Annotated in this window: 20 protein-coding genes and 1 pseudogene; 8 read left to right on the top strand and 13 right to left on the bottom strand. The window is 58.8% G+C overall.

What is annotated here, in order from left to right:
* Positions 1-229: 229 nt before the first annotated feature.
* Positions 230-565: a thioredoxin gene (gene trxA / locus SMC3_RS04825; RefSeq protein WP_119086694.1), complete on the bottom strand. Its 336-nt coding sequence runs from the start codon at positions 563-565 to the stop codon at positions 230-232.
* 51 nt (positions 566-616) lie between these two features.
* Entirely contained in the window at positions 617-871 is a 255-nt protein-coding gene (locus SMC3_RS04820) for a metal-sensitive transcriptional regulator (RefSeq protein ID WP_207799670.1), read from the bottom strand.
* A gap of 345 nt (positions 872-1,216) precedes the next feature.
* Between SMC3_RS04820 and SMC3_RS04815 the strand changes: the two genes are divergently transcribed.
* From SMC3_RS04815 to SMC3_RS04805, 3 genes are read left to right on the top strand one after another with little or no spacing between them, the layout of a single operon-like run.
* Positions 1,217-1,783 (top strand): QueT transporter family protein, encoded by a 567-nt coding sequence (locus tag SMC3_RS04815; RefSeq protein WP_119086691.1) that lies wholly within the window; start codon positions 1,217-1,219, stop codon positions 1,781-1,783.
* Positions 1,780-2,619, top strand: coding sequence for a nitrilase-related carbon-nitrogen hydrolase (locus SMC3_RS04810; protein WP_119086690.1), 840 nt, complete (start codon positions 1,780-1,782; stop codon positions 2,617-2,619). Before SMC3_RS04815 ends, SMC3_RS04810 begins: the two co-directional genes overlap by 4 nt.
* Complete coding sequence (locus tag SMC3_RS04805) at positions 2,616-3,443, top strand: NAD+ synthase (protein WP_119086689.1); 828 nt, start codon at positions 2,616-2,618, stop codon at positions 3,441-3,443. Before SMC3_RS04810 ends, SMC3_RS04805 begins: the two co-directional genes overlap by 4 nt.
* A 96-nt stretch (positions 3,444-3,539) precedes the next feature.
* Here the strand turns inward: SMC3_RS04805 and SMC3_RS04800 are convergent, their stop codons facing one another.
* Genes SMC3_RS04800 through SMC3_RS04790 form a run of 3 tightly spaced genes read right to left on the bottom strand, consistent with a single transcriptional unit; the run spans position 3,540 to position 7,342 of the window.
* Positions 3,540-4,535 carry a 6-phosphofructokinase gene (locus SMC3_RS04800; RefSeq protein ID WP_119086688.1) on the bottom strand — a complete coding sequence of 332 codons (996 nt, stop codon included), beginning with the start codon at positions 4,533-4,535 and terminating at the stop codon, positions 3,540-3,542.
* A 25-nt stretch (positions 4,536-4,560) separates the two neighbouring features.
* Positions 4,561-5,904: a TldD/PmbA family protein gene (locus SMC3_RS04795; RefSeq protein WP_165846580.1), complete on the bottom strand. Its 1,344-nt coding sequence runs from the start codon at positions 5,902-5,904 to the stop codon at positions 4,561-4,563.
* Positions 5,897-7,342: a TldD/PmbA family protein gene (locus SMC3_RS04790; RefSeq protein WP_119086686.1), complete on the bottom strand. Its 1,446-nt coding sequence runs from the start codon at positions 7,340-7,342 to the stop codon at positions 5,897-5,899. The genes SMC3_RS04795 and SMC3_RS04790 overlap by 8 nt, the downstream gene beginning before the upstream one ends.
* A gap of 137 nt (positions 7,343-7,479) precedes the next feature.
* On the opposite strand from SMC3_RS04790, the gene SMC3_RS04785 reads away from it, so the two are divergent.
* Genes SMC3_RS04785 through gatB form a run of 5 tightly spaced genes read left to right on the top strand, consistent with a single transcriptional unit; the run spans position 7,480 to position 13,825 of the window.
* A complete protein-coding gene (locus SMC3_RS04785) occupies positions 7,480-8,631 on the top strand; it encodes a hypothetical protein (protein WP_119086685.1) in 1,152 nt (383 codons plus the stop codon).
* Positions 8,632-8,643: 12 nt separating this feature from the next.
* Positions 8,644-10,665: an NAD-dependent DNA ligase LigA gene (gene ligA, locus SMC3_RS04780; protein WP_119086684.1), complete on the top strand. Its 2,022-nt coding sequence runs from the start codon at positions 8,644-8,646 to the stop codon at positions 10,663-10,665.
* A gap of 22 nt (positions 10,666-10,687) precedes the next feature.
* Complete coding sequence (gene gatC, locus SMC3_RS04775) at positions 10,688-10,984, top strand: Asp-tRNA(Asn)/Glu-tRNA(Gln) amidotransferase subunit GatC (protein ID WP_119086683.1); 297 nt, start codon at positions 10,688-10,690, stop codon at positions 10,982-10,984.
* Positions 10,977-12,398: an Asp-tRNA(Asn)/Glu-tRNA(Gln) amidotransferase subunit GatA gene (gatA, locus tag SMC3_RS04770; RefSeq protein WP_119089895.1), complete on the top strand. Its 1,422-nt coding sequence runs from the start codon at positions 10,977-10,979 to the stop codon at positions 12,396-12,398. The genes gatC and gatA overlap by 8 nt, the downstream gene beginning before the upstream one ends.
* Positions 12,395-13,825, top strand: a complete 1,431-nt coding sequence (gatB, locus tag SMC3_RS04765; RefSeq protein ID WP_119089894.1) for an Asp-tRNA(Asn)/Glu-tRNA(Gln) amidotransferase subunit GatB — start codon at positions 12,395-12,397, stop codon at positions 13,823-13,825. Before gatA ends, gatB begins: the two co-directional genes overlap by 4 nt.
* Positions 13,826-13,894: 69 nt before the next feature.
* Here gatB and SMC3_RS09930 read toward each other — a convergent pair.
* The 8 genes and pseudogenes from SMC3_RS09930 to smc all read right to left on the bottom strand — a co-directional run.
* Positions 13,895-14,002 (bottom strand): annotated as a pseudogene (locus SMC3_RS09930) (JAB domain-containing protein); the annotation flags it as partial.
* Positions 14,003-14,393: 391 nt separating this feature from the next.
* Entirely contained in the window at positions 14,394-15,614 is a 1,221-nt protein-coding gene (locus SMC3_RS04755; protein ID WP_207799669.1) for a DUF3798 domain-containing protein, read from the bottom strand.
* A gap of 122 nt (positions 15,615-15,736) precedes the next feature.
* Positions 15,737-16,186: an OsmC family protein gene (locus SMC3_RS04750; protein WP_119086680.1), complete on the bottom strand. Its 450-nt coding sequence runs from the start codon at positions 16,184-16,186 to the stop codon at positions 15,737-15,739.
* Positions 16,187-16,291: 105 nt separating this feature from the next.
* Positions 16,292-16,537 (bottom strand): L-serine ammonia-lyase, iron-sulfur-dependent, subunit alpha, encoded by a 246-nt coding sequence (locus tag SMC3_RS09925; RefSeq protein ID WP_165846579.1) that lies wholly within the window; start codon positions 16,535-16,537, stop codon positions 16,292-16,294.
* Positions 16,482-16,925 carry a PAS domain-containing protein gene (locus tag SMC3_RS04740; RefSeq protein WP_119086678.1) on the bottom strand — a complete coding sequence of 148 codons (444 nt, stop codon included), beginning with the start codon at positions 16,923-16,925 and terminating at the stop codon, positions 16,482-16,484. Before SMC3_RS04740 ends, SMC3_RS09925 begins: the two co-directional genes overlap by 56 nt.
* 428 nt (positions 16,926-17,353) lie before the next feature.
* Positions 17,354-17,587: a JAB domain-containing protein gene (locus tag SMC3_RS09920; protein ID WP_207799668.1), complete on the bottom strand. Its 234-nt coding sequence runs from the start codon at positions 17,585-17,587 to the stop codon at positions 17,354-17,356.
* A gap of 111 nt (positions 17,588-17,698) precedes the next feature.
* Positions 17,699-17,950 (bottom strand): DUF503 domain-containing protein, encoded by a 252-nt coding sequence (locus tag SMC3_RS09915; RefSeq protein ID WP_413814575.1) that lies wholly within the window; start codon positions 17,948-17,950, stop codon positions 17,699-17,701.
* Between the two features lie 43 nt (positions 17,951-17,993).
* A complete protein-coding gene (smc, locus tag SMC3_RS04725) occupies positions 17,994-21,446 on the bottom strand; it encodes a chromosome segregation protein SMC (RefSeq protein ID WP_119089893.1) in 3,453 nt (1,150 codons plus the stop codon).
* Between the last annotated feature and the right edge of the window lie 73 nt (positions 21,447-21,519).

The raw sequence follows: 21,519 nt of genomic DNA, 5'->3' as shown, positions 1-21,519 counted from the left end.
GTAGCAGACGAGAGGTCGTTGCCCAGTTGGCTGGTTACGAATCCCGAACTGACGGGCTCACCGTCGTCCATATATTTTCGGACAATGGCCAGCAATATGTTCTTCTGCCGTTCTGTCAGGAACATCTATCTCACCCCCTTTATTGTACCGATTAGCGCTGGGCTGACAAGCAAGGAGCGGGCGACCACCACGAGGGCGACCACCCGCTCCTGAGGACTGTGAAAGTGTCCTAGCTCTTCTGGAGCAGTGCGTCGACCTTCGTTGTAATGGCCCGCTTTGGAACGGCGCCGATCACCTGATCAACGACGACGCCGCCCTTGAACAATGCCAGCGTCGGTATGCTCATGACGCCATAGCGAGCGGAAATCTCCTGATTCTCGTCCACGTTCAGACGAGCGACCTTCAACTTGCCTGCATATTCATTGGCAATCTCGGCAATGACTGGTGCAATCATGCGGCACGGGGCGCACCACGGGGCCCAGAAATCGACCAGGACAGGTAGCGAAGAAGAGAGTACCTCGCTCTGAAAATTCGCGGTTGTTGCAACAATCTCGTTGTCTTCCATGTGTTCCTCCTTGCAGGATTGTCTGCTCAATGCTATGTCTGCTTCACCACTCTACTTGAGTTCACTGTATGTAAGAAGAAGTTTCTCCAGGCGCTCCAGTTCCTTCTCGGGGGTAAGATCCTGTTGTACGCGGCAGCCGACTTCGTTGAGAAGGATGTCGGTTCCGATGCGGCCTATGGCCGCATGAACAGCCACAAGCTGCACCAGGACTTCATCGCATGGACGACCTTCGTCGACCATCTTCTGAATCCCGCGCAACTGCCCTTCGACACGTCGAAGGCTATGTAAGACCTTTGTCTTCTCCATCATATACCCCTTGGGGTATATTAGNNTGACCAGTCTGGTCGTTTTTCTTGTCGTGTTTGCGGTCCTCGCAGTTGTCATTGGCCAGTTGCCAATAGAGCCCGTTAAACTGCCGATTCCGTTCTTCCCGACAATACAAACGTCAGTCAAAGCAGTAGCCTACGCCTCCTTCTTCATCGGTCTGCTGCTTGCCACTATAATCGCTTTCGCCGGCGACATGGCCCTCCGGAAGAGGTTCCGCGCGATGATGCTTGGTCAGAACAAGCGACTGAAACCAGGTGGCAAGAGCCAGGAGATCACCGCCGACACCACGGTAACAACTCTTCCCAGCGAGCGCAAATCTCCAGAATGAACCGGCACAGCACGGTGCAGATCACCCGCGCCGCCCTCATTGCGGCGATGTACATTGTCTTCACAATGGTTCCACCCTTCAATGCCATCAGCTACGGAGTCGTGCAGTTCCGGCTGGGAGAAGCTCTCGTCCTGCTGCCATTTTTGCTCGACGAGGCAGTCGTTGGCGTAGTCATCGGTTGTCTTGTCGCCAACCTGTTCTCCCCGTTTGGCCTCATCGACGTCGTTATCGGTACCGGTGTGACCGCGCTGGCCGCCCTTCTCACAAGACGTTTGCGCAGAACCGGTAAGCTCTGGCTGGCAGCCATACCGCCGATCGTCCTCAACGCGCTCATCGTGTCCGCCTATGTATCGACACTCACCCTGCCGGGAGCTGAGAACCTGCCTCTCACACACAGCCTCACGGCGAGTCTGCGCTTCATCCTGGCGCACTTCTCCTGGGGAGTCTATACGCCGGTGGCGCTCTCGATCCTGGCTGGTGAGGCGGCCGTTGTCATTCTTCTCGGCCTTCCCGTGCTTGTCCTGGTCAGTCACAATATCCATCCCGTCAAGGAGGTTCGATGACCTATACCGTCGCTCTTGCCCAGGTGAACCCTGCGTGCGGTGACTTGGAATACAACGTGAAGATGCACATCGACCAGACTGAGCGGGCACTTGAGGCCGGGGCCGGCCTGATTGTCTTCCCTGAACTGTCACTCACCGGGTACACGCTCAAGGACCAGACGCTTGACGTCATGCGCCCCGCCGACTGCCCTGAGTTCGCCGGCCTCCGTGAGCTTTCGCGCCACATCGCGATCTGCGCAGGCTTCGTCGAAGAAGGCGAAGACGGCATTCCCTACAACAGTGCGTTCTTCATGGACGCCGGCGAAGTCCGCCACGTCCACCGCAAGATGTACCTGCCCACACACGGCATGTTCGAGGAACTCAAGTTCCTTGGACGCGGGAGGGAACTCTCAGTCTTCGACACACGCTTCGGGCGCACTGGCATCGTCATCTGTCGTGACCTGTTCCATCCCCTTGAGGTGTCCACGATGGCCGCTCTCGGCGTGGAACTGCTGCTGGCGCCCAGTGCCATGCCGGCACGCGGATTTGGCGGCGAGGAACTTGGAATCGAGCAGACCGTCGGCTTGGCCCTCGGTTCGGCCAGCACGTTCCTCGGGATGTTCGTCGTATATGTCAACCGCGTGGGATTCGACGACGGGCTCGGCTTCTATGGAGGTTCGGCTCTGAGCGACCCAATCGGAGGGATCACCGTGTCAGCCCCACGGTTCGAGGCAGTACAGCTTCTCGGAACCGTCGACACGTCGCACATTGCACGACACCGCTATCAGCTTCCCATTCGCCGGGAGGAAGACCTGGAGATCATACGCCATGCTCTGGAAACGAGGAGGAACTCATGACAGTGGATACCCTCGCTCTCAACAACGCATTTGTCGAGGACTATCTCAAACGTTTCGTCCAGGAAGAGCTGCACACAAGTGGGTTCACAGAGGCGTGCATTGCCCTTTCCGGTGGACTGGACTCTGCACTGGTGCTCAAGTTGGCCGTCGACGCTCTCGGAGCCGACCATGTTCACGCCATCTTCCTTCCCTACAAGATCAGTTCAGCTGAAAGCAAGCGGGATGTGCGCACGATGTTCGAATTCTGCGGCATTCCCTGGCAGGAGCTGGACATCAGTGGCATGGCCGATGCATACCTCGCATTACAGCCCGGCATCGACCGGTTGCGGACGGGCAACCTGTTGGCTCGCCTGCGCATGGCCGTCATTTTCGACCAGTCGAAGAAGGAGAATGCCCTTGTCGTCGGAACCAGCAACAAGAGCGAACTGCTGGTCGGCTACTCGACGTGGTATGGTGACATGGCATGTGCCATCATGCCCATCGGCGACCTGTACAAGACCCAGGTGCGGTCGCTCGCGCGTCACATCGGACTGCCACAGCAGGTCATCGCCAAGCCGCCTTCCGCCGACCTCTGGGCTGGCCAGACGGATGAGGGAGAAATCGGTGTAAGCTACGAGACACTCGATCAGGTCCTGTACCTCCTGGTCGACCAGCGCTGCTCGTCTGCCGAAGTCATATCAGAAGGCTTTGATCTTGACCTTGTGCAACGGGTCGAGCGCAAGATTCTGACATCCCAGTTCAAACGCGTTCCTCCTCCTATCGCCAAACTGTCACAGCGCACCGTCGGCACCGATTTCCTCTACCCGCGCGACTGGCGCAAGTAGTCCGCGCCGCCTCAGGGCATTGATCAACAAAGAACGCCCCGGTCTGATGGCCGGGGCGTTTGCTGTCAAGCGGCAGTGTGGCTGGTCGGCCAGAATCTAGTAAAAGGTCTTGGCTTCAAGGACAATGTCGGCCGGGATGACGTGTGGCTGACTCGTCGCTTCCTTGAGGTCAGTAAAGGCAATGCGCTGCCCAACCTCGCCCACAAGGATGCCAGACTTGCCTTCGCGCACTGCGTTCACGGCCGCAAGGCCCAGTCGAGTGGCCAGCAACCTGTCAAAGACTGTGGGCGAGCCGCCCCGCTGGAGATAACCCAGCACCGTGACGCGTATGGACAGGTTGGTTGTGCTGGCCAATGCTTCTGCCAGTCCGTATCCCGCCACGGGCCTGCCCGCAACAGTCGGTTCATGTGTGGCTACCGGGTATCCCTCGGCCACGACGACGATGGAGAAATCCTTCCCCTCTTCCTTCCGCTGCTTGAGGTGTGTTGCCAGCGTCTCTATGGGTACAGGCTGCTCAGGAATGGCAATGAAATCGGCTCCCCCTGCGAGGCCACCGTACAGTGCCAGCCAGCCGGACTGACGGCCCATGACCTCCACGATCATGACTCGATGATGCGCCGACGCCGTCGAATGGAGCTTGTCCAGCGCATCGCTGATGGTCGTGATCGCGCTGTCGAATCCTATGCTGAAGTCGGTGCCAAAGATATCATTGTCGATGGTATTGGGCACGACAACACATGGAATGCTGTTTGCGTCAAATACTGCCGCCACAGCGACGGCACTGCGGTCGCCGATGATGATGCTGGTCGTGATGCTATTGCTTTCCAGGACACTGCGTATTTTCTCCAGGTTCTGGACCGCAAACTCGGACGACACCCGGGAACTACCGAAGATGCTTCCACCCAGAGGAAGGATACCGGAAACTGTCTTCTTGTTCATGATCTCGATCTCGCCACGCACGAGTCCTTCGAACCCGTCCCGTACCATCAGGACATCGTATCCGAGCTCAAATGAACGCCTTGCAACGGAGCGAATGGCTGCGTTCATACCTGGTGCGTCCGCCCCTGCCGTCATGACTGCGATACGTCTCATCTGTGTTCCTCCCTTTCCCTTTCTGCTAGCGGGTCACGCCGGTGAACTGGAACCCCTCGACCCGGATACTGGGGAGCACCATGGCGCCGATTCCGAATGATGAAGCCAGGACCGCGCGGTTCCGGCTGATTTCGACAGTGTGCGCAAGCATGTCGACGAGCCCCTGCGTAAACCGCAGATTTCGAACCCCATGCGTCTTACGGCCGTTCTCGATGAGGTACGTGCCGTCACGCGTCGTCCCGGTGACCACCGCGCCCCTCGGCTCGACAGGGTTGCCGTACCAGAAACGGGTCACATAGATGCCACGTTCGACATGCGAAACCATGTCGGCCTCACTGCTGTCACCCGCGCCCATGAAGATGTTGAGCGGATAGGGGCCGATGTCGTTTGGCTGCTGAAGCGAGTGTCCTGTCGTCGCGCGACCCATCTTGGCAGCGTAGTAGGAATCGTACACGACGTTCCCTCCCTTGCCCTGAGTCAGGAAATCGACGCGATGCTTCGGCATTCCCTCGAAATCGAAGGGAACAGGCATTCCTGCAGGATCCAGCCCGTCGTCGTATAGACTGACGATGGGGGAAGAGATCTGCTCACCCTCGTGCCCCTCAAGGAAACACGTGTGCTGCTCGACACTGCGAGCGGACAGGGCAAGATAGGCCAGCATGCCCATGAGCTCCTCGACGGCAAACGGGCTCAGGACAACCTCAAAGGCTCCGGGTTCGACCTCAGCGGGATGCCGTGTCTCGACTGCCGTGCGCACAGCTTGTTCGCCTGTGACTTCCGGATCAATGTCCGCAACGTCAGCCGACGACATCAGACTATATCCGGAACTGTCATCGCCCATGACGACGGCTTTCAGAGCTGCGACCGTGTACTGCTGATAGGCTGCTGTGCCCATCGAACTCACAACTGCCAGTTCAGAGTTCTGCACCTGATAGGTCCCAGCCGCCCGAAGGCCCTCGTGCTCTGCGCGCTCAATGACCTTCTTCACAGCAAGAACGCGTTCTCCGGGCTGGGAGGCGGCGGTCGCCGCGACCCATCCTCCGACGCGTCCTGCAGCTATCGGCTGAGGAGATGGAAGACCTGGAAACCCGGGATCGTCAGGCATGAGCCGGGCGGCCTGCGATGCCTGCCGAACAATGAGCGCCAGACCCTCGGGAGAGCAGTCGGCCGTCGAGGCACTTCCGACCTTCTTCCCAACGACGGCGCGCACCTGAACCTGCGCCGTGTGCTCGGCCACGTTCTGATGGATGATGTTCTCGGCATACCACGTGAGAGCGCTGTTAGAGGTCATGGTAACGATCTCTGTCTGGTCTGCATCCGACGCCTTCAGCGCGTCATTCATAAGACCATGAAGCTGTTCTCTACTCATGGAGCACTCCCACCTGAACATGGCGGAACCGGGCAGGAGATGTACCGTGGGACACATGCGCCACCTGCATCGGTTCGCCCTTTCCACAATTGTCGACACCCCACACGTGGTACAGCTCAGGGTTTCCGATGCCGTCACAGGACCTCCAGAACTCATACGTGACGCCGGTATACGTCGGGTTCCTGACCATGTCCTGCAATTTCCCTCCCCTGATCTCCCAGCCAATCTCACTGCCGAACTGGAAGTTCAGGCGCCGATCATCGATGGACCAGCTCTTGATGCCGTCCACGTAGAGTCCGTCCTCGACGCCGGCAATCAACTGCTCAAAGGTCAGATCGCCCGGTTCGAGGTTGATGCTCACCATACGGACAATAGGGCAGCGTGCGAAGCCATCGGCCCTCATCGCCCCCATGGGCTCCTCGCCGACGACGGGAGCTGATGCACGAGAGTTGAGGTAATGCTCGAAGATGCCGCCCCGTACCAGGTACACTTTGCGGCCCCTCACCCCCTCGTCGTCATACACGAGTCCACCCAGCGCGTGGGGAATCGTGGGATCCGCGGTCAAATTGACGATGTCGGACCCGTAGCGGAAGCTGCCCTTCTTGTCGGGCGTCAGAAATGATGTCCCGGCGAACGATGCCTCCATGCCCATGACCCGGTCCAGCTCGGATGGGTGACCGCATGACTCGTGGACCTGCAGGGCGAGCTGCTGCCCTCCGACAACCAGGTCTTTGACGCCTGACGGACACGGTTTGGCGGAGAGGAGCGCCAAGGCTCCCCTGGCGGTCGGTTCGGCATGTTCCAGCAGCTTCATTGCTTCCACGAACTCCCAGCCCGACTGCGCGTTGTCGCCTGAGAAGGACATGGGGTAGCTGCGGACCTGGACGTCGCCCTCATCGCTGGCAGCCATGGCGCTGACGCCGGCCCCGCTCTCGACCCGGTCCTGGACGATATACGAACCCTCGGAGGACGCGAAGATCTTGCGCTCCTTCAGAAACTGCATCTGACCTCGCGCCAAAACGACTCCCGGTAGCATCATCGTCCTGGTAGCTTCGGCGAGCAGTCCGATTTTGTCAGAATCAGGGATCGTGAAGGGATCCACGTCCGCCTGGTGCGGTATCATGTCTTGACTGAGAGCAACCGGCGCCAGGACGACATCCTTCTTCTTTGCCAGCGCACTCGCGTGCGCGATGGCCACCGCCTCTTCGGCGATATGGTCGGCCTCGGCGTCGGTCACGACGGACGATGATGAAAATCCCCATGCCCCGTTCGCAATGACGCGGACCCCAAATCCACGCTGATGAGCATGCACGACGGCGCGGGGTGCTCCCCCGACAACCGACACATCCTCTCGTTCCATATCAATGAGACGGCAATCGCAGTAGCTTGCGCCGAGGCGCTTCGCTCCCGCAATGACCCGCTCCGTGAACTTGTCCACTGGTCACCTCCCTGGTCGACAATGTCAGTATATTGGAGCATCCGCCAAAAGCAACGCCAGGAGCTATAAGCCGTTGGGCCCACCAACCTCTTCTTTGCCAAACCTGACGTTCAGGCTAGAATTGTCACGGTGATGAGATGAAGAAAACCGTTAAGTCGCATGGCCTGTTGCACATAACCCTCCAAAATCAGCGCTGGCTCGCCGCCTTTATCCTTGTGGCAGCAACCCTGGGTGCCATGACCTTGTGGGCACTTCGTGGAAAAGAGACGACGCTGCACGTGGCCTCACAGTTCAAGACCAATGATTATCCTATTGGGATCGTAGGCACACAGGACCAGGGATATGCTCTGACGGCGACCGGCCAGATATTTGCGTTACGTGGATGGGCGAGCCAGAGCGAAGGTGTGGAACTGGGGGATAATCCCACGTCATTCACGTTGAGTACGTCGGGCAAGTACCTTCTGGTAGCAGGACAGCGACTGACATTGCTGGATGATGCCCTTCACCAGAAATGGTCGCGACAAACGACGGCTCCCAGCGTGGTCGAGCAAGCCGTGTTCACCATCACCGGAGGGGTTGCCGTCGTCTACTCGTTCCTGAAAGACCAATCCCGGCAATTCGTCATGTACGACATTGCCGGCAAGTACCAGGAAGGTTACACCGTACCCGATTTCGGCCGTGGGTCGCAGATCAGCCTTGTGCGCAGCGGAACGCTCGTCGTGACACTGGAAAGCGGCACCATCTACACCGTCTCGCCGCAAGGAAAGGTCATCGCCAAGTTCACGGTCCCCAACCCAGGTCAGAAACTGGCAGGACTCGTCACGGTTGTGGACGACAGCGGCACACGCATCCTGGCCGGCTACGGCCGCAGCATCTTGGGCACCCCCGGTTCCCTGCCCCGCTATCTGTTCGACCAGACGGGCAAGAAGATAGCCCAGATTTCGGCCACTTCCGACAATCCCGACCTTCGCGCGCTAGGTAACGACTTTCTGACCTTTGGACGCACTGCAGAGATCTTCGACAAGGATGGCAAGCAACTGCTGTCAGCCTCAAAACTCAACTTCAATGCAATCGACGCCTCGATGTCCGATGGAGAGTGTGCACTCCTGTTCCAGGAACAATCTACCTCTCAGACTGCGGTCTATTTCCTTGGTATCTACGACATGAAAACGCGAGCACTTGTACACCAATGGAGTATGGCTGAGAGCGACGAGGTACGAGTGTTCCAGCTGCCGGGGATGCGCTCTGCCCTTGCCCTCGGCAGCGGTTTTTCCATTCTGACGCCCTGACAGGAGGGATCCGTGGACCGCGACACAGCGCGCGAACGCATACGACAGCTCAAGACAGAGATCGAACTTCACAACTACGAGTACTATGTCCTGGACAGCCCGAGGATACCAGACGCAGCCTTCGACGCCCTGATGCGCGAACTCAAGAGTCTGGAGGATGAGTTTGCGGACCTGGTGACGCCGGACTCACCGACACAGCGCGTGGGCGGAACCCCTCTCGGGGGATTCACGACCGTCCGGCATCGCGTTCCGATGCTCAGCCTCAGCAACATGTTCTCCGAAGAAGACGTCGTCCTTTTCGACGCCCGCGTCCGGCGAGCACTTGGGCAGGATGACCCCATCGAGTATCTGACGGAAATCAAGATGGATGGACTTGCGATCTCACTTCGGTACGAGAAGGGTCTCCTGGTAGAGGGCTCCACACGCGGAGACGGCGCAACGGGCGAAGACGTCACCGCCAACGTCCGGACGGTGCGTTCCATCCCCATGAACCTGGGTAGCATGGGGGGCCGTATCCCGACATTGGTCGAGATTCGTGGCGAAATGGTCATGTTCAGGCGTGACTTCGAGGCACTGAATGCCGCGCGAGCTGCCTCAGGCGACCCCCTGTTTGCCAATCCACGCAATGCGGCTGCTGGGACCCTGCGTCAGCTGGACCCACGCATCACCGCTTCACGCCCACTGCATCTGGTGGCCTATGCACTGGGGGAAACATCGGAAGACCTGGTACTTCCCACCCAGAAGAGCTTGCTGGACTGGATTGCCGGCGTCGGCTTCCGTATATCGCCGTTTGTGCGCCTGGTACGGACACCCGCCGAGATGTGGGCAGCTACCCGGGAGATTTCAGCTGCCCGCAGTTCGCTGCCGTTTGCTGCCGACGGTATTGTATTCAAAGTGAACGAGATATCACTGCAGCGTGCGCTGGGCCAGACGGCCAAGGAACCTCGGTGGGCCTCGGCATGGAAGTTCCCTCCCGAAGAAAAGGAAACACGCCTCGAAAATATCATCATCTCTATCGGTCGAACAGGTGTTGCAACGCCGGTCGCGGTGCTCACGCCGGTCGAGATCGACGGGTCGATCGTTGCGAGGGCGACCCTGCACAACGACGACGAGGTCAAGCGTCTTGGCATCCTTATCGGAGACACGGTCGTCGTGCGCAAGGCAGGCTCGGTCATCCCCGAGATTCTGGGACCGGTGCTCTCCGCCCGCACCGGTATCGAGCACCCCTTCATCATGCCGGCCGTATGCCCAGTGTGCGGCTCGCAGCTGGTGCGTATCGAAGATGAAGCCGCCACCAAGTGTGTGAACGCCTCGTGTCCCGCACAGGTGCGGGAACGGCTGCTGCATTGGTGCTCGAAGGACGCCATGGATATCCAGGGCATAGGAGAAGCCGTGGTCGACCAGCTTGTCACGGTGGAACTGGCACATGATGTCGCCGACCTCTACGACCTGACGGAGGAGCAGCTTCTTCAACTGGAGCGCATGGGATCTCTCGTGGCCCGCAAACTTCTAGTTCATCTCGAAGAGAGCAAGGGAAGGGGTCTTGCCCGTGTGCTGTATGCCATGGGCGTTCCTCAGGTCGGCGAGGTAGGCGCCCGCGATCTGGCCCAGGCCTTCGGCTCCATGGAGACGCTTGCATCGGCCACGCCTGAATCCCTGATTCATGTCTACGGCATCGGAGAGAAAACCGCCGAGAACATCACCGCCTTCTTCCAGGAAGAGCACAACCGCACGCTCGTCGAGCGCCTCCGGAAGGCAGGAGTTCATATGGAGGGCGTCGCGGCCCCCGGGGCGCACGGTCCCCTCAGCGGCAAGGTCTTCGTCTTCACCGGAGAGCTGTCCACCATGGCCCGCAGCAAAGCACAGGAACTAGTGCGTGCGCTCGGAGCCGAGACGTCGGAGACCGTTTCCCGGAAAGTAACAACGCTCGTCGCAGGATCCGCCGCGGGGAGCAAAATGGCCAGGGCCCGGCGGCTGAAAATCGAGATCCTTGACGAACAGCAGTTCCTCTCTCTCGTCGGGCAGGGGACCTGAGAAAACAGGCACAGGAGGTATCATGGGTATGATCATCGACAAAGAGACGCTCGAACACGTGGCTTCACTCGCGCGTCTCGAGATAACCCCAGAAGAGGAGGGGCCTCTTCTGGGGGACCTCGAACGTATCCTCGGGTATGTCGCACAGTTGGGCTCCGTCGACACATCAGCCATCGTCAGAAAGCGGCCCGCCATGACCGAACTCCGTCCGGATGAGCCAGGCGAAGGCCTGACCCGGGAAGCAGGGCTCGGTGGAGCGCCCGCGATGCGTGATGGATTCGTTGTCGTGCGGAACGTCATGGGAGGCGAGGATGAGTAGCGAACTTCCACGCACCCTGGAACAGTATCGTCACGCTGTTCGCGCGCACGAACTGTCGGCAGAAGAGTATCTGGGCGAGACGCGGCAACTCATCGAACGCGGAGACCCTCAAGTGAAGGCGTTTCTACACCTGCGCCTCGACGCCGCCCGGTCCGATGCGCAGGCCGCCGATCCCTCGTCTCCTCTTGCAGGAGCCCCGATAGCAGTCAAGGACAACATCATGATGGCAGGCGAACGCTGTACCTGCGGCTCCCGGATCCTTGAACACTATGTCGCCCCCTATTCGGCGACTGTCGTGCAGTCGTTGCTTGCAGCAGGGGCTGTCGTACCAGGCAAGACCAACCTCGACGAGTTTGCCATGGGTTCCTCCACGGAGAATTCTGCCTTTTTCCCGACGCACAACCCCGCGGACCTGAGCCGAGTTCCCGGTGGATCCAGCGGCGGTTCGACGGCTGCGGTCGCTGCGGGTTTTGCTCTTGGAGCAATCGGTTCCGACACCGGTGGTTCTGTGCGGCAGCCCGCAGCGTTCTGCGGAGTCGTCGGCTTCAAACCGACCTACGGGCTTGTGTCGCGGTACGGCCTGGTCGCCTTCGGGTCCAGCCTCGACTGCATCGGTCCCATTGCGAGGAGCGTCCGGGACGCTGCCATCATGATGAACGTGATGGCTGCCCATGATCCAAAGGATGCTACCAGCGTCAAACGACCCCACGTGGACTTCGAGGCCGCACTGCAACCGACCCTCGCAGGCAAACGGGTGGGCATCATCCGTGAACTCCAGGGGCTGGATGTCCAGCCGGAAATCGCAGCAGCCATGGAGACGACCCGTAAAGCAGCCGTGAAAAGCGGCGCATCGATCGTCGAGGTCAGCGTGCCGCATATTCTGTCCGCACTGCCCGTTTACTACATCATCGCGCCTGCCGAGTGCTCCGCCAACCTCGGACGGTTTGACGGCGTTCGCTACGGCCTGCACGAGGACGGACGGGACATGACGGAAACATACAGCAGGACACGCAATACCGGATTCGGCACCGAAGTGAAGCGGCGCATCCTCATCGGCGCATTCGTGCTCTCTGCCGGGTACTATGACGCCTACTACAAAAAGGCAGCCAGTGTACGCCAACTCATCACCGACGAACTGGACGCGGCACTGCAGTCTGCCGACGTCCTGCTCACACCGACCACCCCGACGACAGCGTTCAAACTTGGAGCGGTGACCGACCCGCTGGAAATGTACAAGGCGGATGTGTTCACGATCCCCGCGGACCTGGCCGGAGCCCCTGCCATTTCGTTTCCCGCTGGAAAGGACACCGCCGGTCTTCCTGTCGGACTGCAACTCATGGGTCCCCGCTGGAGCGATGCTGACGTTCTCTCCTGCGCGAATGTCCTGTTCACAGCGCTTGGAGGTGAGTCATGACCACGACGATCGGCCTGGAAATTCACGTCCAGCTGGCCACGCAGACCAAGATGTTCTGTGGCTGCAGCACGGCGTTCGGGGACGAGCCCAACACCCATGTCTGCCCCGTCTGCCTGGGACTGCCAGGCGCCCTGCCCACGCTGAACGCCCAAGCCGTGCGCCTGGCCGTCAGGATCGCCACGGCACTGGGCTGTACTGTCCACGAGGTCTCCGAGTTCTCACGCAAGAACTACTTCTACCCGGACCTTCCCAAGTCCTATCAGATCACCCAGTTCGACCGCCCGATCGCGACAGGAGGATCGCTTCCCATCGTCACGGAACAAGGCGGCCGCAGCGTCCGGTTAACACGCGCCCATATCGAGGAAGACGCCGGCAAGTCGATGCATGCCGCGGACATCACGCTCGGGGGTGAGACGCTGGTCGACTTCAACCGCTGTGGCATGCCACTGGTCGAGATTGTCACTGAACCAGACATGCAAAGCGGCGATGAAGCATACGAGTTCCTGCATAATCTGAGACGGCTTGTCAGGTGGCTCGGCGTATCGTCAGGCGACATGGAGAAGGGTGCCATGCGGTGTGACGTGAATGTCTCCGTCAGTCCGGATCCTGCGAAGCTAGGGACAAAAGTAGAGATCAAGAACCTCAACAGCTTTCGCAGCGTCAAGCGGGCCATCGACTACGAGGAGCAGCGCCAGGCACAGTGCATTGCCGACGGTACTCCCATCATGATGGAAAGCAGGCACTTTGACGAAGTGCAGGGAACAACGACCGCCATGCGCAGCAAGGAAGCCAGCAACGATTACCGCTACTTTCCGGAGCCGGACCTGCCCCTGCTGCAGCTGGATCCCACAGAGCTGGAATCCGTGCGGGCACAGATGCCCGAACTGCCCTGGGAGATGCAGTCACGCTTCGAACGAGACCTCAACCTCTCGCCATATGATGCGGCCCTGCTGACCGAGGAACACTCCACGGCAGAGTTCTTCCAGCAGACCATTGCTCTGTATGACAACCCGAAGAAGCTCGCCAGCTACATGGGGACCGAGGTGGCCAGGCTCCTGAACGAACGCGGCAAGACGCTGTCGGAGACGCAGCTGACGCCCGCGACACTCGCCGGCCTCCTGACGATGGTCGAGAAGGGTGCCATCAGCAACACTGCATCCAAGGACGTTCTTCCGATGCTGGTCGACTCCGGCGTGACACCGTCCGAGGCGGTGAAGAGCCTTGGCCTGGAACAGGTCTCGGACACCTCCGCGATCGAAGGATTTGCACGCGAGGTGATAACGGAGAACGTCACCCAGGTTGAGCAGTTCAGGAGCGGCAAGGAGGCAGTACTCGGTTTTCTCGTCGGCCAGCTCATGAAGAAGAGCAAGGGCAAGGCAAACCCGAAACTGGCCGGAGAGATCCTGCGGACCTTGCTGAAACCATAGGACGACTGCGGGGAGCCACAAGACACACTTGGCCGGGGTGGTTTTTTGTACCCTCCCCGCCCGGGCGAAGCTGAACTCGTCCTGACGGACACGGCCCACGATGATGTGGTCCAGGACGCGCACGCCAACATACTTGAGGGCCTGCGTGATCTTGTTGGTCGTGTCGATGTCCTCTTTGGAAGGGTCGCACTCTTATCTGGAGTGAGATTCCGAAGGCAGCATTGATACTACGACTGAAGGAACCACCGGACCCGGCGCGTGATATAAGAACCCCCTCTTCCCTTTTGAGGAAGAGGGGAGAAGAGAGGTACCTGTTTGAGAAATGCGCTGTCAGGAACTGTTGCCACCAGTCAAGAAATCGATCACTTCCGATTCATGAGACGAGAGGGGAGTCGCTGAAAGGCTCAGAAGGGAGGGGTACTCGGAACCATTGGTTATGTAGCGTGTTTGGCCTTTTCTGCAGCACAGCATTTCCGCAGTGCTATTGGCCGTTGTCATGCGCCATGAAGTCGTACCCATATGAAGAGACAACGCTGGGGCCTGCGCCCCAGCGTTTGACTGCAGAGTTCTACTTTGCCTTGTACGTCAAGTACTTCGTCGGAACTACCTGCTTGGTGGTGCCCAGATACCCCTTGCCGAACACATACGTGTCCTGATAGATGAGGAAATGGTTGGTATCTGTCTTGCTAGTGTTCAGATCCGTGTAGTCGGAAGCGTTCCATGCTGCACCAGGAGTATACTTCTCAAATGCAGAGAGCATATCCTGCATGTTCGCAACCTTGGCTGTACCGTCGATGCAGCGCTTGGCATATTCGCCAAGACCTGCCGTGGTTGTGTAGTCGAGAGACCATGCCCATGAGGCAAAACGCCCAGTCCCGCCGTCGGCCACGATGGTGGACTCCACCTTCTTGAGGATGGCAGGCCAATCACCCTGCTGAGCCGTGAGGTCAATGCCAAAGGCACCGGGATAGCCATTTGTAGGCGAGTCAGTTTCGATGAGCATGCCGCCATACTTCATGATCTGCTTCAGTAGCGGTTCGGTTTCTGCGTCATTGGTGCAGAAGAATGCCGTGTCCTTGCCATACTTCTGGACCCAGGTCGGAACGTGCTCGAGGATGAACTGTTGGGCGCCGGCCACACCAACATCGCTGGTAGGATCGGGGGCGGTCTCGAAGTACGTCTTGACGCCCAAGTCAATGCCTGCCTGCTGCATGATGGCCCAGCGGCGACTCAGAAGCTCAATGCTCATGTGACGGGCGAATGAAATGTGGACAAAGTTCTTGGCGCCTAACTGCTTGGCTGACCAGATCATGAGGTAGCCACGAGCCAGACTGTTGGCCTCAGTGACAACGTCGGCAGCTGCGTCGATGACGTTGGGGTCCTCCTGTGGTGAACCGGCGAAGAGCAGGATGTCAGAACGCTTCGCGCGGATCTCCTTGAATGCCTCGGTTGTGCCGGGAACGGCCTGGTTGACGACGATGGCCTTCATGAGTGGATCGTCGGCAAGACCGACGATATCGGCAATGACTGTCTCCTGTTCAGAGGAGAAGTTGTCTGGATACGTAATCGCCTGGATTATGCCACCATTGGCAACGGTTCCGTATTCCTTTGCAAGTGCATCACCGCCGCGAAGGCCGTCTTCACCCTGAGAAACGGTGCCTGTAACGATACCGATGTGATACTTGGCCCCAGTAGTACCATCGCCTGTTGGCGTTGTGGCCTTCTTGCAACCTGCGAATACAACTGCGACAAGCATGAACGAAAGCAGTACTGTTAGCAGCTTTTTCACTCTTCTTCCTCCCCACAGAGATTAGCCGTTTTTTCGGCTATCGAAATAACAACAACTCACCAGAAGAACGTGGTACAACCTTCCCGGTCTGGCGGCCGACAGCTTCCCATTTCCTCCAGCGACTACTTCTCGATAACGATGGTTGTCGGCATCATGCTGACACCCTTTGCAAGCGAGTCCCCGACCGAGCAGTGATTCTCAATGAACTGCTGAAATGCTTCGACCTTGTCCTGCGGTGCATCTGTCTTGATGTGCATAGTAAACCGGACTTCCTGATAGCCGGGACGCACATTCGGATCGCCCCTGCGACACCCATCAATGCCAATATCTCCTTCGAGTTCGACCCAGAACTCCTTGAGGTCGATATCCTGAGATTTGGCAAACTCTGCAGCCGTCATGCACTGACAAGAACCAAGAGCGGCCAACAGAGCCTCGACCGGATTCATGCCTGTGTCGGTTCCGCGAAACTGTGGTGGTTCGTCCATGATTATCTTGAAACCACGGGACTCGCTTTCAACGGCGAAACCCCCGGGGAGCTTGCGCGAAACAACCTTGAATGTTGACTTTGGCATGCTGACACCTCCATTTCTGCTAGACAGCGGAATGATACGTCTTTCCCGCACCCTATTGCTTGTAACGATGCTTCTGTCAGATCGATTCTTGCAGGCTTTCCCTTGTTACGTAAGTGGAACAGAAATAGATCTTCCTGACAAAATATCAATCAGGCTTTTGTCAACGGCCCCCATGCCATTTGTCACTAGGTAACCAAGATTTCCGATAGTGCCTTTTATGCTTCCTGAAACAATTCCGTCTGCGCCAGGCACAACAACACCGTCCAGCGCGAGTAGCGCATTGCTTATGGCCGTGCTAGTTCCCATTGCTGCTTTCAACGCACAGCTTGTCTTGGCTCCATCGCAAATCATGCCAGCCGTTGAGGCGAATGTATTTTGGAGAGCGTTTCCCTTCTTCATTTCTGATGAGAACAATAACAGACCTCATCAAGGTCCCGTCGCTTGTTTTGGTGTAGTAAGTCTCGATCCGGCCATTCTTGCTCGAACTTGCGTTTTTGAGCATTTCAACGGCATGATCTGTTAAGGAAGCACCTTCTTTTTTCCCAGTTACGTGGCCATTTGCAATCTTCACCAGAGAGTGCTCCAAATCCTCCAGAGAGTGCAGTACCACTTCGCATCCGCCGCCAAACATCGTAGCTACTCCATCTACGACTGGCTCCAACGCTAGAAGTATCGCCCTATCCTTCTTGCTGAACTTCCTAGGTTCCTGCACTTCCATGTCATTCCTCTGATCTTTCATGGGCCTCTCCTGGGTTCCAAGTAGAGGTGTACCATGTCCTTACAAAATGTCAAGGCATGTCACAAAAGTGTAACAAGATTCCTTGGCTTATCTTCTAACTGCGTCGTACCAAGTCGTACGCTCCTCCACGTTGGCCGAGCCGACGTCTGTGCAAGGCGGAGATCTTCTAGACAAGGATGACAGCAAACTGCCTCGCCGCGGTGTTCACCATATCCAGTTGAGTGTGGATCTGTTGGTTGTTGCCCGAGGCACTCCAACGCCTTTATGGAGCGAAGACAAAGAGCGTTCTCTGGCTAGTGAGGCAGTCTTCTGCGATTCTCCTGTAGTCTTGCCGGTATATCCTTTCTTTTCGAGCGAGCAGCAATTCCTCGCACGTCTTCTTATCCGCACCTTTCCAGGCCGACGGACGGGACTCGTCCGGACGAGTCTCAGTGCCTGAACGATGCGATTCGTAGCTCGGTGCCCCCCACTCTTGGGGTCGCGCCTGACGAGCCTTTCCATGGTCCGGACGCATACGTCATCCGATCGCAGTCACCGCTCACGATGATACGATCCAGAACAGAGACACCTCCTAACCCCTCTCCGCTGGGATGGTTGTGGACGAGGACGACACGGCTGGCGTGGTGGACGCGGGCCTCGCGGACGATGTCGGCAGGGTCCACGACGCTGGCGCTGATACTGCCACGACTGCCGGTCCTGAACAGGGTGGTCGGCAGGCGCGCGTTGCTCGTCTGGTGAATAACCGCGCGACGACGCCTACCGGGTACAAGATTCTACAGGAACTGCACACTGAAGTCGCTCAGGATCAAGTCTTCCGCGGCCTCGACCTCGTGCTCGATTGCCAGCAGCGTCGTGTTGCACTGCGCCTTGTCGCTGTTCACGCCGACGATTGCGACGACTGCCTGGTCGCGCTTGTCTCTGTCTCCAACCTCGCCGATGGAGACGTTGAAACTTCGTCGGATACGACTGAACAGGGGCAGGAGAACGGACCGCTTGTCTTTCAGGCTGCGACTCCCCGGCACCATCAGAGTCAGCACCAGTAGCCCTATGGTCAATGGAGGTAATTCGTCAGGACTGGCGAGCAAGCTCCTCGTCGCTGTCGAGCCGAAGCGAGACGACCTTGGACACGCCTGTCTCCTGCATCGTCACACCGTAGAGGACATCCGCTGCCAGCATGGTCTCACGGTTGTGGGTCACGACCAGGAACTGTGAACCCTCCTGCTCCCGAAGCAACCGCGCAAAACGATGAACGTTGTTTTCGTCGAGCGAATTGTCCACCTCATCAAGAAGGTAGAAGAGGCTGGGGCGCGCCTTGAAGAGAGCAAACTGCAGAGCCGCAGCCGTCAGGACTTTCTCGCCACCGGAGAGCAGTTCAAGAGGTTGCCGCCGTTTGCCCGGAAGCACGACGTCGATGTCGATCCCTGTGAGTTCACCGTTCTCCTGGCGCACCAGTCTTGCCTCGCCGCCATCGAACATCTTGACGAAGTTCTCCTGGAACGCCTTCTCGATGACGACAAACGTCTCTTCGAACAATGTCGACGCACGCCGATCGAGGTCATCGATCAGCGCGAGCAGCTTCGTTCTCGACTGAGAGAGATCATCATCCTGCGCTTTGAGATGCGCAACGCGTTCCGCAAGCTCTTCGCTTTCCTTGATACTAGCCATGTTCACGGGCTCCAGGTTCGTCATGTTGCGGCGCACCTGGTCCATCTCGCTCTGCATCTGTTCGAGGTTTGCCTCTGGTTCAGTTCTTTCCGTCAGTTGTGCGAAGTCATCGCGCGCCGTGAATTGCTCCAGCTTGCCCTTCCCTTCCGCCAGCAGGACCTCCAGCTCGCGTACACGGCCCTCGAGGCGTGTACGACTCGCCTTGACCCCTTCCATCTCCGCCGCCAGGGTCGCACTCTGTTCGTCCTTGTGACGCTTGTCGAGTTCCAGCTGGTCGATGCCGGCCTGGAACACCGCCAATCCGTTCGACTTCTCCCTGAACTGGGTGTCCAGCAAACTGATACGCTGCTCGAGCGCCACGCGTTCGGCACGCACCCGCACCAATCCGTCCTGCGACGCCTTGATCTCGGTTGCAAGGCTCGCAAGCTGCTCTTCATATGCCAGTTTCTTCTCCAGCAATGCCTGGATGCGGCCTGACACGGAGTTTCGCCGGATCTGCAACGCCTGGACTTTGTCCTTGCCTGCCAGCAGGTCTGTCTCGGCCTTCTGCCTGGCCCTGTCCGCGCTGTCCTGGGCGTCGCGCGCCCTGGCCAGGGTACTTCTGCGTTCAGCAAGAGTCTCGCGGAGGGGGGCCAGTTCCTTCTCGAGTTCCACGATACGGCTCCGTGCCGCGTCCAGACGGGTTGCGCGTTCATGCTCGACCGCGAGGCGGCGTTCCTCCTCCACGACCATCGCCTGTAACCGCGCCTGAGCCTGTTTCAGATCGCGCTCAGTCTGCTGGATGCCACTCAGGAGTTCACTTCGCTTGTGGCGCGTGAGCGTCACCGCCTGCGCCTGGTCAGCAGCTAACCGCAGGGCTTCGGCAGCCTCTGCCTCGAGCCGGGAAAGTTCGGCAGAGTCCTTGCCCGCAAACGACCGTTCGATGGACCCGCGCAGCGGCCGCACCACAAATGCACTGTCGATGACAAATCCGTCTTCGCAGTACACCTTGTAGAAATCGTGGCGATGCTCGCGGGCGAACACCAGTCCCTGCTCGAGAGACGAGACGACGAAGAGTCGGCGCAGCAACTCGTCGATAACAGATGGCGCGCCCGCCAGACTGCGGGCCATAGTGGCCACGGAAGATGTGACGACGTCCTTCTGGTCAGCTGCATCGCCCTCTGGTGCGTACCGGACCCCCATGGTCGCTTGTCCAGAACGACGGACAGCTAGCGCCAGGGCACCGCAGGGATCATCGCTCAGCAGGGTGGCCAGCTCCTCCCGCAGCAACTGCAAGAGCAGAGGCCCATGTTCACCCAGGTCGACCACATCGAGGACACGGCGTGCCGTGGACCCGTTCCGTATCTGCCGCTCGAGGCTGGCGACGAACGCCGCGGCATTCTTGAGGGACTTCCGGTAGGACTCGGCAGTCATCGCTCTGTCCTTGCTGTCAGTTGCCAGCGCAGCCTGCTCCTGTTCGAGCGTGGTCAAGTTCCGAGAAACGTTCTCAGACTGCCCTCGCCACTCCTCAAGTGTTTTCTCGAGTGCGGCTGCCTGCTCACGCACCACATTCACTTGTTCAGCGGCTGTTTCAGTTTCAGGGACGTCAGTGGCCTGTCCGGAAATCTCAACGGTCTTGCGCTTCTCGTCCAGCTCGAATTGTAATGGATTGAACCGGCTGAACAGCTGGCGGACCTCGGTCTCGAGTTGCAGGACCTGGGCCTGCGTCTGGGCCAGGCCCTTGCGCCTCTGTTCGACGCTCTGGATCACTTCGTCGTACGTGCGCTGCTCTGCGGCCAGCTCCGCGCCCCCCTGTGACTCTTCGCCCCTCAACTGATCGATGGACGATGCCGTCTCGCCGGCCAGCTTGGTCGTCTGGAGTCTGCTGGCATCCCAGTCCTGCTCCTGACGTACAAGCCTCGACTCCTCTGCCACAAGATACTTGGCCTTCTCGCGGACGGATACCAGTTCCTTCTCGAGCCGGTACGCATCCTCCCGCGCCTCGCTGAGAGCTGATGCCTTCTCACGGAGTGATGCACTGATCTTGCGCTGTGCGGTCTGGAGATCGTCATGCGCTGCCTGCCGGCTGTTCAGGCTGGTGATGACCTCCGCCATCTTCTCCTGTGCCTCGGCAAGACGCGCCGTGGCGCGTTCCTGTTCTCGCCGTACAGACAGATACCGCGCATGCGCAATATCCATGTCCAGATCGCGCAGGCGTGACTGATAGCCGACATACTCACGTGCCGCCGCCGCCTGTATGCCGAGATGCGCATAGTTGCCGTTCAGCTCGGCCAGCAGGTCCTCGACACGTGCGATGTTCACCCTCGTCTCTTCCAGCTTGACCAGCGTGTCCCTCTTGCGCTGTTTGTACTCGGCAATGCCGGCGACCTCTTCGAAGAGGCCCTTGCGCTCCTCCGGCTTCATCGTGAAGATGCGGCTCATCTCGCCCTGCCCGATGAACGGGTAGTGGCGGAACCCGAGCCCCGTCGACGTCAGCAGCTCTTCGACATCCCGAAGCTGAACATCGTTTCCCTCGATGAGGAAGTCTGATTCTCTGGAACGGAAGATACGCCGGGCCACAGTGACGGTGTCCGTGCCGGTGCCGAACACGTCGCCCTCGTTGTTGAACACGACCTCGGCTTCGGCATAGTTGACGGGATGACGTGTGGCGCTGCCGGCGAAGATGAGATCCAGCATCGAACGGGCACGAAGCGTCCTCAGATTCTGCTCACACAGTGTCCAGCGCAACGCATCGACCAGGTTGCTCTTGCCCGAACCATTGGGCCCGACGATAGCGATGACCGGATAGGAAAGCTCCAGTGTCGTACTCTGCTCAAAGGTTTTGAACCCCTGGATATGAAGGGATTTCAGATACATGTCGCGCGTGTCCTCCGACTCAAAAGGGTCCGGTCCAGCGAAAGTATAGCCGCGTTCCTGGCCGTGGCAATCA

Origin of the sequence: Candidatus Cryosericum hinesii (assembly GCF_003570985.1) — a bacterium.
In the GTDB taxonomy this organism is placed as follows: domain Bacteria; phylum Caldisericota; class Caldisericia; order Cryosericales; family Cryosericaceae; genus Cryosericum; species Cryosericum hinesii.
This window is presented reverse-complemented; position numbering and strand designations above follow the sequence as displayed.

Bases quoted from the DNA above. Each gene is read 5' to 3' on its own strand.
- trxA (WP_119086694.1), bottom strand. From the start codon at position 565: ATGGAAGACAACGAGATTGTTGCAACAACCGCGAATTTTCAGAGCGAG.
- SMC3_RS04820 (WP_207799670.1), bottom strand. From the start codon at position 871: ATGGAGAAGACAAAGGTCTTACATAGCCTTCGACGTGTCGAAGGGCAG.
- SMC3_RS04815 (WP_119086691.1), top strand. From the start codon at position 1,217: ATGAACCGGCACAGCACGGTGCAGATCACCCGCGCCGCCCTCATTGCG.
- SMC3_RS04810 (WP_119086690.1), top strand. From the start codon at position 1,780: ATGACCTATACCGTCGCTCTTGCCCAGGTGAACCCTGCGTGCGGTGAC.
- SMC3_RS04805 (WP_119086689.1), top strand. From the start codon at position 2,616: ATGACAGTGGATACCCTCGCTCTCAACAACGCATTTGTCGAGGACTAT.
- SMC3_RS04800 (WP_119086688.1), bottom strand. From the start codon at position 4,535: ATGAGACGTATCGCAGTCATGACGGCAGGGGCGGACGCACCAGGTATG.
- SMC3_RS04795 (WP_165846580.1), bottom strand. From the start codon at position 5,904: ATGAGTAGAGAACAGCTTCATGGTCTTATGAATGACGCGCTGAAGGCG.
- SMC3_RS04785 (WP_119086685.1), top strand. From the start codon at position 7,480: ATGAAGAAAACCGTTAAGTCGCATGGCCTGTTGCACATAACCCTCCAA.
- gatC (WP_119086683.1), top strand. From the start codon at position 10,688: ATGGGTATGATCATCGACAAAGAGACGCTCGAACACGTGGCTTCACTC.
- gatA (WP_119089895.1), top strand. From the start codon at position 10,977: ATGAGTAGCGAACTTCCACGCACCCTGGAACAGTATCGTCACGCTGTT.
- gatB (WP_119089894.1), top strand. From the start codon at position 12,395: ATGACCACGACGATCGGCCTGGAAATTCACGTCCAGCTGGCCACGCAG.
- SMC3_RS04750 (WP_119086680.1), bottom strand. From the start codon at position 16,186: ATGCCAAAGTCAACATTCAAGGTTGTTTCGCGCAAGCTCCCCGGGGGT.
- SMC3_RS09925 (WP_165846579.1), bottom strand. From the start codon at position 16,537: ATGATTTGCGATGGAGCCAAGACAAGCTGTGCGTTGAAAGCAGCAATG.
- SMC3_RS04740 (WP_119086678.1), bottom strand. From the start codon at position 16,925: ATGAAAGATCAGAGGAATGACATGGAAGTGCAGGAACCTAGGAAGTTC.
- SMC3_RS09915 (WP_413814575.1), bottom strand. From the start codon at position 17,950: ATGGTGCCGGGGAGTCGCAGCCTGAAAGACAAGCGGTCCGTTCTCCTG.
- smc (WP_119089893.1), bottom strand. From the start codon at position 21,446: ATGTATCTGAAATCCCTTCATATCCAGGGGTTCAAAACCTTTGAGCAG.